The sequence below is a fragment of the Methylotenera sp. genome (assembly GCF_013141425.1).
Lineage (GTDB): Bacteria > Pseudomonadota > Gammaproteobacteria > Burkholderiales > Methylophilaceae > Methylotenera.
The window spans coordinates 1-14,825 of the sequence record NZ_JABFRA010000105.1; the positions used below are offsets into that span (position 1 = coordinate 1).

At 42.7% G+C, this 14,825-nt stretch carries 12 protein-coding genes; 6 read left to right on the plus strand and 6 right to left on the minus strand.

Going from position 1 to position 14,825, the window contains the following annotated elements; genetic code table 11:
• Positions 1-58: 58 nt before the first annotated feature.
• The 4 genes from HOO90_RS09615 (at position 59) to mutM (ending at position 4,121) form a co-directional block, all read left to right on the plus strand.
• A complete protein-coding gene (locus tag HOO90_RS09615) occupies positions 59-805 on the plus strand; it encodes an ABC transporter permease subunit (RefSeq protein WP_292842483.1) in 747 nt (248 codons plus the stop codon).
• Positions 806-852: 47 nt separating this feature from the next.
• Positions 853-2,238: a GldG family protein gene (locus tag HOO90_RS09620; RefSeq protein ID WP_292842485.1), complete on the plus strand. Its 1,386-nt coding sequence runs from the start codon at positions 853-855 to the stop codon at positions 2,236-2,238.
• A 120-nt stretch (positions 2,239-2,358) separates the two neighbouring features.
• Positions 2,359-3,285 carry a DUF4340 domain-containing protein gene (locus HOO90_RS09625; RefSeq protein WP_292842487.1) on the plus strand — a complete coding sequence of 309 codons (927 nt, stop codon included), beginning with the start codon at positions 2,359-2,361 and terminating at the stop codon, positions 3,283-3,285.
• 5 nt (positions 3,286-3,290) lie between these two features.
• The gene (gene mutM, locus HOO90_RS09630; protein WP_292842489.1) at positions 3,291-4,121 is read left to right on the plus strand and encodes a bifunctional DNA-formamidopyrimidine glycosylase/DNA-(apurinic or apyrimidinic site) lyase; all 831 of its coding nucleotides are present in this window, start codon (positions 3,291-3,293) and stop codon (positions 4,119-4,121) included.
• 8 nt (positions 4,122-4,129) lie between these two features.
• Here mutM and ubiB read toward each other — a convergent pair whose 3' ends face one another.
• Genes ubiB through HOO90_RS09650 form a run of 4 tightly spaced genes read right to left on the minus strand, consistent with a single transcriptional unit; the run spans position 4,130 to position 7,507 of the window.
• Positions 4,130-5,686 (minus strand): ubiquinone biosynthesis regulatory protein kinase UbiB, encoded by a 1,557-nt coding sequence (gene ubiB, locus HOO90_RS09635; protein ID WP_292842491.1) that lies wholly within the window; start codon positions 5,684-5,686, stop codon positions 4,130-4,132.
• A gap of 4 nt (positions 5,687-5,690) precedes the next feature.
• Complete coding sequence (locus HOO90_RS09640) at positions 5,691-6,335, minus strand: SCP2 sterol-binding domain-containing protein (protein ID WP_292842493.1); 645 nt, start codon at positions 6,333-6,335, stop codon at positions 5,691-5,693.
• Entirely contained in the window at positions 6,335-7,114 is a 780-nt protein-coding gene (ubiE, locus tag HOO90_RS09645; RefSeq protein ID WP_292842495.1) for a bifunctional demethylmenaquinone methyltransferase/2-methoxy-6-polyprenyl-1,4-benzoquinol methylase UbiE, read from the minus strand. The genes HOO90_RS09640 and ubiE overlap by 1 nt, the downstream gene beginning before the upstream one ends.
• A 15-nt stretch (positions 7,115-7,129) precedes the next feature.
• On the minus strand, positions 7,130-7,507 hold the full coding sequence (locus HOO90_RS09650; protein ID WP_292842497.1) for a DUF971 domain-containing protein: 378 nt from the start codon (positions 7,505-7,507) through the stop codon (positions 7,130-7,132).
• Positions 7,508-7,704: 197 nt separating this feature from the next.
• Between HOO90_RS09650 and HOO90_RS09655 the strand changes: the two genes are divergently transcribed.
• Positions 7,705-9,675: a dynamin family protein gene (locus HOO90_RS09655; protein WP_292842499.1), complete on the plus strand. Its 1,971-nt coding sequence runs from the start codon at positions 7,705-7,707 to the stop codon at positions 9,673-9,675.
• 71 nt (positions 9,676-9,746) lie between these two features.
• Here HOO90_RS09655 and rpoH read toward each other — a convergent pair whose 3' ends face one another.
• On the minus strand, positions 9,747-10,604 hold the full coding sequence (gene rpoH, locus HOO90_RS09660; protein ID WP_292842501.1) for an RNA polymerase sigma factor RpoH: 858 nt from the start codon (positions 10,602-10,604) through the stop codon (positions 9,747-9,749).
• 520 nt (positions 10,605-11,124) lie between these two features.
• Positions 11,125-12,609, minus strand: a complete 1,485-nt coding sequence (locus tag HOO90_RS09665; protein ID WP_292842503.1) for a PLP-dependent aminotransferase family protein — start codon at positions 12,607-12,609, stop codon at positions 11,125-11,127.
• A gap of 355 nt (positions 12,610-12,964) precedes the next feature.
• Between HOO90_RS09665 and HOO90_RS09670 the strand changes: the two genes are divergently transcribed.
• Positions 12,965-14,825, plus strand: a 1,861-nt coding sequence (locus tag HOO90_RS09670; protein ID WP_292842505.1) for a PQQ-binding-like beta-propeller repeat protein, incomplete at its 3' end; no start/stop codon positions are given.

Sequence of the window (14,825 nt, forward strand, 5' to 3'; positions counted from 1 at the left end):
AGAACAAGCCCTGCCAGAACAAACGGCCGCCTAAGGATTAGGACTTAAGGATTCCACCATGATTATTAATGTAGCAAGAAAAGAATTAAAAAGTATGTTTGCCTCGCCGATGGGGTGGGTGATTTTGGCCTTGTTGATGTTTTCGTTTGGCACCTACTATTTAAATGGCGTAAATGACTATTTTGCTGTGATGTCAGGCGCCATGCGCCCTGCGGAGCGTACTGGCGTAACTCAGTTTGTTGGGCAAATCGTTTATGGCTTTGCATCGTTTATGGTGTTATTTGCCGTGCCACTACTTTCGATGCGTCTGATTTCGGAAGAGCGCCGTAGTCAAACGCTCCCTTTCTTGTTCAGTGCGCCAATCTCATTGACGGAGATTGTGCTGGGCAAATTTTTAGGCTTAGTGACTTTTTTGGGGATATTGGTCCTCTATATTGGTTTGATGTTATCCACGCTCAACATTTGGGCGGATATCGATTTCGGTTTTCTTGTTGCTAATACAATCGGATTATTGCTTATGGTGGCAAGTTTCTCCGCACTGGGATTGTACTTTTCCAGTATGACGCAGCAACCAGTCATTGCGGCGATTCTGACCTTTATTGCGCTCTTCGCTTTAATGTTTCTCGATCGATTCTTCGCAGGAGATCCAAGCAACACTTTAGCTAGTCTATCCCTGACGCGCCATTTTCAATCTTTCTCAGGCGGCTTGATTGATACGGCTGATATTGCTTATTTCATCTTATTTATCGCGACATTCTTAACATTAACGGTACGTCGGTTAGATGCAGACCGTCTGCGTGGTTAATCAGACCTTGTTAACTGTTAACCCTGTAAAATTTTGGACCTTGTGAAATGAACATCAATCGTAAATTACGTTTTCAATTATTAGTGCAAAATGGCTTTTTTGTCTTACTCTTTTTATTGCTGGTGATTTTATTAGGCTACCTCGCGAGCCAATATCACATTGCAAAAGACATTACCCAAGCAAACCGCAATATTTTGACGCAAGGCAGTGTTAACGTGCTGAAGCAGATGAATGGCCCAATCAATATCACCGTGTTTGCTACTAAAGACGATGCCTCCAGCGGAGACAATTTTCGTAAAGGTATGATCGATTTTGTCACGCGTTATCAACGTGAAAAGAAGAACATCAACTTAACTTTTATCAATCCTTCGGTTGAGCCCAAACTCGCACAAGAAGCGGGCGTGAAAGAGGATGGTGAAGTTGTTGTCGAATACCAAAAACGCACGGAACACATTACCCCGCCAATTGCTGAGCAGGAAATGACCAATCTGCTAGTGAGGCTTTCACGTACTAACCAGCAAGCCGTAATGTATTTAGATGGTCATGGCGAACGTAATCTATTGGGTATTAAGAATCATGACCTTGGTGAGTTTGGTAAGCAGTTAGAGAAAAAAGGCTTTAAATTTGCCAACCCAGATTTAACTATCGCACAAGCGGTACCTAGCAACGGTGCCATGCTAGTAATTGCCAGCCCACAGGTGGATGTGAGCGAAGTTGAGGCTAAAAAAATCAAGACGTATCTAGAAAGTGGCGGTAATTTACTTTGGTTACTCGATGATGATAATTTTCGTGGTTTAAATGTAGTGGCAGAATATTTAGGTTTGCAGGTGTCATCTGGAATTGCGCTTGATATGGCATCCGCCCAGTATGGCGCGGATGCACGCGTGTCTTTTGCTAGCCTATATGGAGAACATCCAATTACGACCAATTTTATGTTGCGTACCTTGTTTCCAGAAGCGCATGAAGTGACCGCTAAAGGTACCGATGAAAACGGCTGGAAAGTCAGTAACTTGGTTGAAGTGGCCCCCAATGGCTGGCTAAGTGCAGAAAAGCTGGCAAAGGATGCAAAGCCTGTGTTTAACGAGAAAAAAGATAAACGCGGTCCAATCAATATTGGCGTCGCCTTAGAGCGTATTTATGGTAAAAAAGGCCAGCGCGTCGTGGTGATGGGTAACGGTAATTTTTTATCGAACACGTTTATTACCAACGGTGGAAACTTAGATTTAGGCGTCAATATGGTGAACTGGCTTGCAGGGGATGACAAACTCATCACGATTCAACCGATGCCACTAAAAGACATTAACGTGACGATACCAGACACCGATTCTGGCCGCTTGGTGGCTTGGACAGTATTCCATGCTTTCCAATATTTTATTCCGCTCGGTATGATGATTGCAGGGTTCTACTTCTGGTGGAAACGCAGAAAAGCTTAAGGTAAATAATGCGCCGTGAGTAACCAATGCTGGTCCATGAGCCCGTCGAAGGGGGCTAATAGTTTCAGGGAACCGCGGCGCCCGCTACAGGTTTAAAGTTTATATTTTAGTAAGGCATACATGAAAAAACGCTGGTTACTTAATTTGGTCATGCTCTGTGTGGTGGCAGGCTTGGTGGCATTTTTATACTTAAGGCCTAAACAAACGGCCGAGCAAGAAGCGGTTTACGAAGTATCCAGTTACAAGTTGGCAGATTTTACTGCGCTAAGTGTGGAGTTTCCTGCAAAAGCGGCGGTAACGTTTGAAAAGGTAAATGGCTTCTGGCAATTAACCGCACCTGTTAAGGCGCGTGCTGACCAAGTGACTGCACAACGTATCCTATCGATTATTGCCGCTAAATCAAAAGAAAGAATCACTAAAAAAGGCGCCGCGAATTCAAACTTCGAGGGTGCTGATCTTGAAAAGTTTGGATTAAATAATCCATCTGTAAAACTTAAACTTTTTAGAAATAAAGCGGATTTTGAGGAGTTTTCTTTTGGTACACATAATCCAGTCAACGATGACCAGTATGTGTTACACCGAAATGTCGTTTACTTGATTTCCAGTGCTTACTCTGAAGTGGCCTCTACTCAAGTGATTGAACTTATTGATAAAGCGCCATTAAAGCCAACAGAAAAAGTAGCGGGGTTTGATTTTAGCCACTTGGAACAATGGCAAGATGCAAAGCTCCGGGTTGATTTGGTGGAGGGTAAGTGGAAAGCGTCTATTCCTGAAGCAAAACCGCAACAAAATGAAATGAATGAATGGCTGGAATTCTCTTGGGTGCATAATCCAGCAAAATCGGTTGAGTTTTATTCACCTGATCCAAAAGCCACGCACCCGTCGTTTGAAATTAAAATGGCAGATGGCAGTAAAGTACATTTTGATAAGATTCAAGAGTCGCCCGATTTGCTATTGGCCCGCCCAGACGAAGGTTTGATTTACAACTTCCCTTCTGATGCTGGCTTTACCATGCTCAATCCGCCGATTAATTTGCCAAGCAAGTAAGGCCTATGCCAGAACTCCCAGAGGTTGAAACCACGCGCCGTGGGCTTTTGCCTCTGGTTGGTAAACAGGTTGAGTCGGTTACTATTCGCCATTCCACACTGCGCTGGCCAATCCCCCAGCATTTGATTCAAACGCTCCCTAAGCAAACGCTAAATGGCCTGACGCGCCGTGCAAAATATATCCTATGCGACTTTGGCGATGCGGTTTCGGGGGGGATCTTACTGCTCCATTTAGGGATGTCTGGCCGTATTCAGCTACTCGAGCAACAATATCCGCCAGAAAAGCATGATCACTTTGATATTGAATTTAGTGATGGTCAGGTGTTGCGCTTGCGTGATCCGCGCCGCTTTGGTGCGGTCTTATGGATAAACAACAAAGATGGGAATCATGCGCTACTGAACAGGCTAGGCCCCGAGCCGTTAGAAGAGGCCTTTAATGCAAAATACTTGCATCGGGTGCTGAGCAATAAAACATTAGCGATTAAAAATGCAATTATGGATGGTCATATTGTGGTTGGTGTAGGCAATATCTATGCATCAGAATCGCTATTTCGTGCGCGTTTACACCCAGAAACTTCTGCTAATAAATTGACATTGAAGCAGTGCGAACGCTTAGTTGTGGAAATCAAAAGCACATTGAATGACGCATTAAATGCGGGCGGAAGCAGCTTGCGTGATTTTTTTGGTACGGATGGTAATCCTGGCTACTTTCAGCAGGAATACTTTGCTTATGGCCGCACTGGTGAGCCATGTAAAGTATGTACCAGGCCCATTAAATGCATTCGTCTGGGGCAACGATCTACGTTCTATTGTGAGCAGTGCCAAAAGCGCCACTAAATACGCAGTTATAAATACCAAAAAGCCAATAAGCCCGCTATCTGTAATAGTATAAAAAATACAACAACTAGCGTTAATCTTTTTTGCCAGAGCGCTTGATTCTCTTGTGTTTTAATTAATGTATCAAGCGCTTGTCTTATAGGGACATCTTGTTCGGCTCGTGTTTGCTGGCTTAAAAACTGATGCAGCAAACGCGGCATCTGCGGCAGGTTTTTTGCAATATGGGGCAGTTCTTTTTTAAAGCTTGTTGTAATGCTGCGCCAGCCGATTTGCTCGCTCATCCAGCGTTTTAAAAAGGGCTTGGCTGATTGCCACAGGTCAATGTCTGGATCTAAATCTCGGCCTAAACCTTCAATATTTAGCAGGGTTTTTTGCAGCATGACTAATTGTGGTTGAATCACCACGCCAAACTTACGTGACATTTGAAATAAGCTCAATAGTGTGCGCCCAAACGAAATGTCTTTTAATGGCTTGTCAAAAATAGGCTCACAAATCGCACGCACTGCGGTTTCAAGCGCTTCAACATTGGTATTTTTGGGTACCCAGCCAGATTCAATATGTGCTACGGCTACATCACGATAATCTCGATTAAAAAAAGCTAGAAAATTGCGTGCAAGGTAGTATTTATCGGTGTCATTAAGAGTCCCCATGATGCCGAAATCAAGCGCAATATAACGTCCGGCGAATTCACCTTCTGTCGCTACTTGAATGTTTCCGGGGTGCATATCGGCATGAAAAAAACCATCTCGAAACACTTGGGTGAAAAATATTTCTACACCATCGTGGGCAAGTTTAGGTATGTCAATGCCCTTTTCACGCAAGACATCAATTTTACTAATGGGTGTACCAATCATGCGCTGCATGACCATTACTTGCTTGCGGCACCAATCCCAATATACATCGGGAACGAGTAAGCGCTTATCGCTAAAGTTTGCGGCAAGGCGCGTGCAATTGGCAGCTTCTAAGGTTAAATCTAATTCGCTATGGGTATGCTCGGCAAATTCCTCTACAACTTCACGTGGCTTCAGGCGCTTGACCTCGGCCGAGATGGATTGCAATAACCAGGCGGCGGTATCTAGTAAAGCTAAATCATGATTAATGATTTTTTCGATGCCAGGGCGCAACACCTTAACTGCCACAGGTGTACCATCCAGCAGGTGTGCGAAATGCACTTGGGCAACGGAAGCGCTGGCAATGGCAGTTTCATCAAACTCAGAAAAAACTTGATCCAAGGGTAAGTTGAACGCTTCTTGGATTACTGCTTCAACCTCTGTAAAGGCAAAAGGAGGCACTTGGTCTTGCAATTTAGCCAGCTCGTCGGCTATGTCTAATGGAATCAAATCGCGGCGCGTAGAAAGCATTTGCCCAAATTTAACGAAAATTGGCCCAAGGGCTTCAAGTGCCAAACGGAGCCGCTCACCCCGAGGTTTGGCGGTATTTCGCCAAAAAAGGAGAATGTTAATGAGGCTTTGGAGCGGTTTTAATTTAGTGTGACTTAAAACGAATTCGTCTAAACCAAATCGTAATGCAATAAAAATAATGTAGATAAGACGAAAAATGCGCATAAATTTAAGGGTTGTTATCGACAGCAACGTCGTTGGAATTTGATTGGGAGGTTAAATCTTGGGTATTGGAGGCTAAATTTTTAGTGCTAAGTTTTGCAAGTCTTTTTTCAAAGCGCTCAACATCGGCACGCAATGTATCGACTTCAGAATTGAATTGTTCTACATGACGCTTTTTGGCGATTAATGGCATTTCCTCTTGCCAGTATTCGCTAAGCATTTCAGCAAGATTTTTACTGGTTTCTACTACAGTGTTAACTGTTTGGCGACCAGCATTTGCAACTTTATTGGCCGGAATATCGCCGATTAGATTGCTTAAATCGTCTTCGTAATCCCAGCGAATATTGCTGAAGACTTTTGCTAATTCAGCCACTAATCCTGTGTCGCCTTCAATATTAATTTGTCTATTTGCTGATTCATCTTTAGCAGCTAAACGAAAAATCAAACTGGCAGGAATTGTAACGGTAGCATCGGGGATATTGGTTTCGCCCGCGGTGGCAAGGTCGCCATTTTCCAGAATCACTAAGCTGGCAGAGAGAAAGCCGATATTGAATTTTACCGACTGACCTGAAAATGGCTGTAATACTGCGTTAGCCCAGCTATTCTGCGCAATGATATGCTGAAGAACACGTGTGGAAATACGCTTAAACATCAGGTTTTATAACCTTTGTGCAATGCTACTACGCCAGCAGCTAGGTTGTAATAGTCGACTTTGCTCATGCCGGCTTCCACCATCATTTGTTTTAATGTCTCTTGGTCAGGGTGCATGCGAATCGATTCGGCAAGATACTGGTAACTTTCGGCATCTTTTGCCAGTATTTTTCCCATAAATGGCAAAAGTTTGAAGGAATAGGCGTCGTAAATTTTGCTTAATGGTTGCCATACTTTGGAAAATTCTAGCACTAATAATCTGCCGCCAACTTTAAGCACACGCTGCATTTCGGCCAATGCTTTATCCTTATGTGTCATGTTGCGCAAGCCAAACGCGACGATTACACAATCAAAGTGATTGTCTGGGAAAGGCAGTTTCTCTGCATCGCACTGCAAGGCGGGCACATTCAAACCAGCGTCTAGCATGCGGTCGCGCCCAACACCCAACATCGATGCGTTGATGTCAGTAAGTATGACTTGGCCTGGATTTTGCGCCAATTGGCTACCCACTTTTTTTGCAAATAATTTAGATAAATCACCGCTGCCGCCAGCAATATCCAGTACGCTATCCCCAGTCTTAACGCCGCTAATTTCTACTGCAAAGCGCTTCCAGCCGCGATGTAAACCTGCCGACATCACATCGTTCATCAGGTCGTATTTACTGGCGACAGAATGAAAAACCTCACCTACTTTTTTGGCTTTTTCATTTTCAGCGACGGTTTTAAAGCCAAAGTGCGTAGGTTGATTGCCGTCTTGATTAGTCTTATGTTCAACTGTCATTTAAAGTGATCCGTATTAAAGTTCTTTGCGCTTAATGCCTGCAACGCTTAATTTTCCTAGATATTCCAGCCAAAGCGCTTCGTAATTCTGTGCTATATCGTACAAATAATCCCAAGAATACAAGCCGGTATTATGACCATCAGAGAATGTAAGCTTGACCGCGTAATTGCCTACAGGTTCTATAGCAGTAATATTGACATCTTCTTTGCCGATTTGCAGCGTTTCTTGTCCAGGGCCGTGGCCCTTAACTTCAGCCGAGGGTGAGTAGACACGTAGAAACTCGCAAGACAATTTGCATTCGGTGTTATTGTCGAATTTAACCTCAAGCAAGCGCGAAGCCTGATGCAGGCGAATGTCGGTTGGGCGAGGTGTGTTGTTGGTTAAGCCGCTCATGAATGCTTCTTTTGTGCAAAATAAGATGATAACAGAATGACATGGCTTGATGATGAAGCTTAGTATCACCGTTTATCGTGAAATTCAATCCGCCTATCTAAATATTATTTTAAATGTAAATAATAGTTAATTGATTCAGTTGATTATTATCTAAATAATGATAGAGTTCTACTAAGTAAAAATAGGTAAGGATTGACATGGCTCAAGAAAAATCTAATAGCAAATTAGCGCATCAATTTGCAGCATATACCGACTGGCGCAAAGCCTTGGTCGATACGATAGGAGATTATCGTAGCTGGCTGAATGAGCAAGAACTCAATGACGGGCAAGTTGATCAACGCATTTCTCAGCTACTAGAAAGATTGCGCGAAGATAAGCTCAATGTTGCCTTTGTTGCAGAATTCTCTCGCGGTAAGTCAGAGCTAATCAATGCGATCTTTTTTGCGGGCTATGGCACACGGTTATTGCCTTCAAGTGCAGGTCGAACCACCATGTGTCCTACTGAATTGTTGTATGACAAAACAAAACCCAGCTCTATCATGCTGTTACCGATTGAAACGCGTCTTTCTGATGCAACCACTACCGAATATAAGCGCTACCCAGACGAATGGAAAACAGTCATATTTGATGTAGAGTCAAACGAGAGCATGGTCAACGCCTTTAAAGAGGTAAGTAATACCAAATCTGTTTCAGTGCAAGAAGCAGAAAAATACGGCTTGTTTGATCCAAACAGTGCCGATGATGCGCTTAGTGTGAATAAAGATGGCACAGTGGACGTGCCAAGCTGGCGCTATGCCATGATTAATTTTCCTCACCCCTTGCTTGAGCAGGGTTTAGTGATATTGGATACCCCAGGCTTGAACGCGATTGGTACGGAGCCTGAGTTAACCTTGAATATGCTACCTAACGCACATGCTGTGCTGTTTATCTTGGCTGCGGATACAGGTGTAACAAAATCAGAGATTGATGTTTGGCGCCAATATATCAGCGGTACTCGTTGGAAGCAAAAAGGGCGTCTAGCAGTACTCAATAAAATTGATGGCCTTTGGGACGAGTTAAAGAACGAAAAAGAGATACAAAAAGAGCTTACCAAACAGATTAAAACAAGTGCTGAATTACTTGGCCTTGAAACGAATCAGATCTACCCGATTTCTGCGCAAAAAGGCCTGTTGGCCAAAGTGAATAATGACCAAGACTTACTCGTTAAAAGCCGTATCTTAGAGCTGGAACGGGCGCTATCAGACGAATTGATTCCGTCTAAAAAAGAAATCGTGCGTGATAATACACAAAATGAAATCGAAGATTTAATCGCGAATTCACATCTAATTTTAGATGCACGTGTTTCTGGCATAAATGAGCAATTGCTTGAGTTACGTGGCTTGCGCGGTAAAAATGAAGACGTTGTAGAGCACATGATGAACAAGGTCAAAGTCGATAAAGAAAATTTTGAGAAAGGCTTGCAGCGTTTTCAGGCTTTACGAAGCATCTTTTCTCAACATACAAATCGTTTGTTTACATTGCTTGGTATGGAAGCGCTTAAAATCCACGTGCATTCAACGCGTGAGACCATGCAAGGAGCTAGTTTTACCAAAACAATCCGTGAGGCCATGGATAATTTTTTTAGTGAGTTGAAAAAGAGATTGGTTGCGTCTGATGTGCAGATCGACGAAATTAAAAAAATGATGGATGTCATGTACGAGAAATTCTCGAAAGAACATGGCCTACGAAAATCCGAGCCACCCGCCTTTTCAACCTTGCGTTATCAAAAAGAATTAGCAAAGTTAGAACGTGCATATAAAGAGCAGTTCAATACAGCATTTAATATGATTGCAAATGAGAAAATGACGCTGACCACCAAGTTTTTTGAAACCCTGGCAAGTCGGGTTATTCATGTGTTTGAAGTGGCCAATCGTGATATCGAAAACTGGCTTAAGGCAGTAATCTCGCCTATGGAATCGCAAGTGCGTGAGCATCAATTACAATTACGTCGCCGTTTAGAAAGTATTAAACGCATCTATAAGGCGACGGATACATTAGAGGATCGTATTTTAGAGCTAGAGGCCATTGAAAAGGGCATTCAAGCGCAATTGCAAGATTTGAAGATTTTACGCATGCACATGAAAAATGCACTTGCATTTGAGCCGGAAATCGAAGAAGTCGCAGCCTAACCTGTTGTAACCATTGGCATAAAAAAAGGCTGCATCGCAGCCTTTTTTATTTGTATCGGACTAGTGTTTGATTAGCGACATGCCAGCATGTGGCTTTTCATTTTCTGCATAGCTTTTTGCTCAATTTGGCGTATGCGTTCAGCAGAAACACCAAATTCATCAGCTAATTCATGCAATGTTTTTCCGCCTTGGTCTTGCAACCAGCGCGCTTCAACAACACGGCGACTACGCTCATCTAAATTTTGCAGTGCATTTGCTAAGCCGGTAGTTTCTGCCAATTCGGTCTGCTTGGCTTGCAAAGCATCTAACGGCTCTAAGCCTTCATCTGGCAAATAGGCAATGGGACTGTATTGTTCATCACTGTCTTCGTCAATATTAGCTTCAAGTGAAATCTCATGGCCGTTCAAACGCGCTTCCATCTCCAGAACTTCTTCTGGCTTAACGTTTAATTCGCGGGCAATGTGTTCTACTTCCGCAGTTTGCAGACTGTTAAGGCCTGTTTTCATGCTGCGTAAATTAAAAAATAACTTACGTTGTGCCTTAGTAGTGGCGATTTTCACCATCCGCCAATTACGCACAATATATTCGTGTATTTCGGCCTTAATCCAGTGCATCGCAAAAGAAACCAAGCGCACACCACGCTCTGGGTCAAAGCGTTTTACCGCTTTCATTAAGCCGATATTTCCTTCTTGAATCAGGTCCGATTGCGGTAAGCCGTAGCCGTTATAGCCACGCGCAATGCTGGCGACGAGCCTTAAGTGTGAAACAATTAACTGACGCGCTGCTTCAAGATCATTATTATTTCTAAACTTTACGGCAAGCGAATATTCATCCTCTGCAGTTAAGATAGGATAAGCCTTGATTGCTCTGGAATATTGCTCCAGGCTATCTGTAGCGGTTAATACGGGTAATGTTAATGCGTTGCTCATTGAAATTTATGCCCTCCAATAATTTCTATATTAGCACTCTTGCTATGAGAGTGCTAGTGGTTAAATAGTTCAAATAAGATAATTGCCCAACAAATTAATTTCGGCCAAGAGGTAAATTATGAATACTGCACTGAGTATGATGATTAATGTGCGGATAAATTAAGCACTTTGGTGATGTTAAAAAGTAAAAAAGACGCCCGTAGACGCCTTTTTTACTTTTTAGTACATGCAAATAACAAAAAACTAAGTGAGGAATCTATCCAGTTTACCGTACGCACAACCCTTAAAATTATGAACAGTAAAAAGTCCTAGTGATAGTATTCCCTAATATTTATACAGCCAAAAGTGTGCCAACTTTAAATTATCGCCTTATATTCTTTCAACTATATGAATATATTAAACATTTTAAAAAATCAGATTTTTTAATTTAAAGGGCTTTTGAACAAGTTGGTTGTATACATCCACCAATTGGTTGTATACAACCACCAACTTTTATAAAAAATGAGTAATGAAGAAAATGTTAAGCGCTTAAAAGTTTAGTATCTTGGTTTAAAAATGCAGCTTTTAGGCGTTGAATACCTAGACGTATTTCATCGTTGTTTAGATTTGCAAAGCCAAGTCGAATTGCGGGAGTTAGATTATTGCTAGCTGAGTAGCTGGTGCCACTTGTCATACTTACTTTTTCCACTTCAGCATCACTTAATAATCGATACATATCGATCGATGAACACACTTTTAACCAAATGGCTAAGCCGCATTTTGGTGGTGTAAAGCTTACAAACTCGCTTAACTCTTTACGTATTAGCGAGATAATGAAAGTGTAGCGTTCTTCGTATATTTTGAGCGTGCGCAAGTTGTGACGTTTAATTTCACCCGTATGTAGTAATTCTGCAATCGCCAATTCCGTAATAATGTCGCCTTGGCGATCAATTAAACTGATTTGGTTCGCACATTGCTGAATAATTTCTTTTGGCGCCACCATGTAACCAATGCGAAAGCCCGATGTTAGGGTTTTTGATAATGAGCCAATATAGATTACATGATTAGAAGCTTGGATGCTGGCCAGCGGTAGGGTGGCTTTAGGTGAATAATTAAATTCATGATCGCTGTCATCTTCAATAATCAAAAAGTCATATTGTTCTGCCAGTGCGAGTAATTTCTTCCTGCGTGACTGTGACATGCACACAGTAGTAGGGATTTGATGTTGAGGTGTAACATAAACGGCTCGAATTTGATAAAGCTCACATAACAATTGCAGATTATCGACATCAAGGCCTTCATCATCGTGCGAAACATACTGAATTTTAGCGCCACAACTTTTAAAAGCATCCCGTGCAAGTGGGTTGCAGAGTTGTTCAAGCACGACACAATCATTCGGCTCTATAAATATTCTGGCTGCGAGAAAAATTCCCATCTGGCTGCCACGAACAATACACAAATTGTCGAGATTAGCATGCAGGCCACGTTCAATATTTAGCATTTGCAGAATGGCCTCCCTTAAAATCATAGAGCCCTTTGGGTCGCCATAAGCCGATTTATTATTTCGCGCAGAAAAAATTAAGGCATGACGCATCGCTCGCGAAAGCATTTCAAGCGGCAATAAGCGTACATCTGGCAAGCCTTCACTAAATTGAATTAGGTCATGCGCTTGGCGTTTGCTATAAATTGATGTTAGTTCTTTTTGAGGTTGCGGGGTTTTTCGATGTTGAATTCTCAGGGCTGGCTTATTGTGGTGATTGATTGCAAGCGCTCTATTTGAAACAAATGTCCCGCGCTTATTTTCGCTAATTAGCCAGCCTTCCGATATCAATTCATCGTAGGCTTGAATAACGGTTTTGCGATTTACTTTGATTTTGTTTGCAAGGTCACGAGTTCCTGGAAGTGCTACGCCAGGGGTGAAGCGTCCGCTTTGGATATTGTCGATGATTTTTTGTGCAATTTGCACATGCAGGGCCGTGCCTGATTCCCGCACAATATCCACGTTGAGTTCCCACGGTCTTAGCATGCCCTTCTCCAAATCCAGCCAACATAATGGCCAAACAAATAAATCTGAGTGAACGATATCAATCAGAAATTACGCTTTTATGGATACTAGGAGACCCAACAAAGGCATATTACCAAAATAATGAATGGAGGTTAAATTTATTAACTGGACCAGTATGAATTAAAAAACTGGATGGCCTATGCGACTACTTTTTTATATACAGTTACATCCGTTTACAAATTGAAACAATTGGGTATGAATTTTTGTAAGATTTATACTTGGCTGTATCAGTAATCTGTCATCCTAGTGCCAGTTTTATGTGAGCAAATATGAGGTGTATTCCCTCATCCTTTAAATATTATCTTTGGAGATATATATGTTTACAAAAAAACAAGTATTAGGTGTTGCAGCATGTGTAGCCATGGCTTTGCCAGTGGTTGCATCAGCAGCTGCAGACCAAGAAGCCGCAATGAAAGATTCAAATAACTGGTTGCATCCACGTGGTCAGCACGACAACCAAGGTTATAGCAAGCTTTCACAAGTTAACAAAGGCAACATTAAACGCCTTAAAGCTGCATGGACATTCGCTACCGGTGTAAACCGCGGTCACGAAGGTTCTCCAGTAATTGTTGGCAACATGATGTATTTACATACTGCGTTCCCAAACAACGTTTATGCTGTTGATTTAAACGATAATCAAAAAATCGTTTGGTCTTATTTCCCAAAACAAGATCCATCTGTACAAGCTGTTTTATGTTGCGATAACGTAAACCGTGGTTTAGGCTACGGCGACGGTAAAATCTACCTACAACAAAACGATGGCCAATTAGTTGCTTTAGACGCTAAAACAGGTGCTAAAGTATGGTCAACCTTAGTAAATGATCCAAAAGTTGGTGCGACAAACACTAACGCACCACACGTGATCAAAGACAAAGTGTTAACTGGTTGTTCAGGTGCTGAGTTCGGTGTACGTTGCTTTATTGCTGCATACTTCATTAAAGATGGTTCTTTAGCATGGAAAGCTTACTCAACAGGCCCAGATGCAGAAACATTGCATGACAAAAACACCAATGCAGACGTGCCAGCTTACAACGCATTATCTGTTTACGAAGATGTAAACGGTGGTAACAAAATTGGTGGCTCTTTCAAACCACTGCCTTTTGAAAAATTAAAAATCGGTGAGCAAGAACTTGGCACACGTACTTGGTTAAAACCACAAGCAGTTAAAGATGGTTGGCAACATGGTGGTGGTTCTGTTTGGGGCTGGTGGCCGTATGATGCACGTACAAACTTAGTGTATTACGGTGCTGGTAACCCTTCAGTTTGGAACCCAGATGTACGTCCAGGCGACAACAAATGGTCTATGACAGTTACTGCGCGTGATTTAGACACTGGTATGGCTAAATGGGCGATGCAAATGACACCGCACGATGAGTGGGATTACGATGGCGTGAACGAAGTCATCTTGTTCGACAAAGGTGGCAAAACATACGCTTGGCACCATGACCGTAACGGCTTCCTATATACATGGGATGCGCACACAGGTAAATTGATTGCGGCTGAAAAATCACACCCATTCGTTAACTGGGCAACGGGCGTTGATTTGAGAACAGGCGTACCTGCAAAAACTGCAAACGCTTCAACTCACCAAGACTACAACGCTAAAGGCATCTGCCCAGCGGCATTGGGTACTAAAGACCAACAACCAGCGGCTTACTCACCAAGAACAGGCTTAGTATATTCACCATTAAACCACGTGTGTATGACTTACGAGCCAGTTGAGTCTAAATACGTTGCTGGTCAACCATGGGTGGGTGCTACATTGACCATGTTCCCAGGTCCAGATGGTGTAATGGGTGGTTTTGGTGCTTACAACCCAATGACCAACAAAAAAGTTTGGTACAACAAAGAGAAATTCTCTGCTTGGGGCGGCGCGTTAACTACCGCAACTGACTTAGTATTCTTCGGTACTTTGGATCGTTGGTTCAAAGCGGTTGATGCACAATCAGGTAAAGAACTTTGGAAATTCCAAGTAGGTTCTGGCGTGATTGGTAATGCGTTCACTTACGGTAACAAAGGTAAACAATACGTTGGTGTATTCTCAGGCATTGGTGGCTGGGCTGGCGTGGCGATGAACCTTGGTATGACTAACCCAACAGACGCGTTAGGCGCTGCGGGTGGTTATGCAGAATTAACTAAATACAATGCGGCTCCTGGCGGCGGTGTATTGAACGTAT

What these genes read in the sequence shown, in the direction of transcription:
- HOO90_RS09615 (WP_292842483.1), top strand. Translation starts at nt 59, where the DNA reads ATGATTATTAATGTAGCAAGAAAAGAATTAAAAAGTATGTTTGCCTCG.
- HOO90_RS09620 (WP_292842485.1), top strand. Translation starts at nt 853, where the DNA reads ATGAACATCAATCGTAAATTACGTTTTCAATTATTAGTGCAAAATGGC.
- HOO90_RS09625 (WP_292842487.1), top strand. Translation starts at nt 2,359, where the DNA reads ATGAAAAAACGCTGGTTACTTAATTTGGTCATGCTCTGTGTGGTGGCA.
- mutM (WP_292842489.1), top strand. Translation starts at nt 3,291, where the DNA reads ATGCCAGAACTCCCAGAGGTTGAAACCACGCGCCGTGGGCTTTTGCCT.
- ubiB (WP_292842491.1), bottom strand. Translation starts at nt 5,686, where the DNA reads ATGCGCATTTTTCGTCTTATCTACATTATTTTTATTGCATTACGATTT.
- HOO90_RS09640 (WP_292842493.1), bottom strand. Translation starts at nt 6,335, where the DNA reads ATGTTTAAGCGTATTTCCACACGTGTTCTTCAGCATATCATTGCGCAG.
- ubiE (WP_292842495.1), bottom strand. Translation starts at nt 7,114, where the DNA reads ATGACAGTTGAACATAAGACTAATCAAGACGGCAATCAACCTACGCAC.
- HOO90_RS09650 (WP_292842497.1), bottom strand. Translation starts at nt 7,507, where the DNA reads ATGAGCGGCTTAACCAACAACACACCTCGCCCAACCGACATTCGCCTG.
- HOO90_RS09655 (WP_292842499.1), top strand. Translation starts at nt 7,705, where the DNA reads ATGGCTCAAGAAAAATCTAATAGCAAATTAGCGCATCAATTTGCAGCA.
- rpoH (WP_292842501.1), bottom strand. Translation starts at nt 10,604, where the DNA reads ATGAGCAACGCATTAACATTACCCGTATTAACCGCTACAGATAGCCTG.
- HOO90_RS09665 (WP_292842503.1), bottom strand. Translation starts at nt 12,609, where the DNA reads ATGCTAAGACCGTGGGAACTCAACGTGGATATTGTGCGGGAATCAGGC.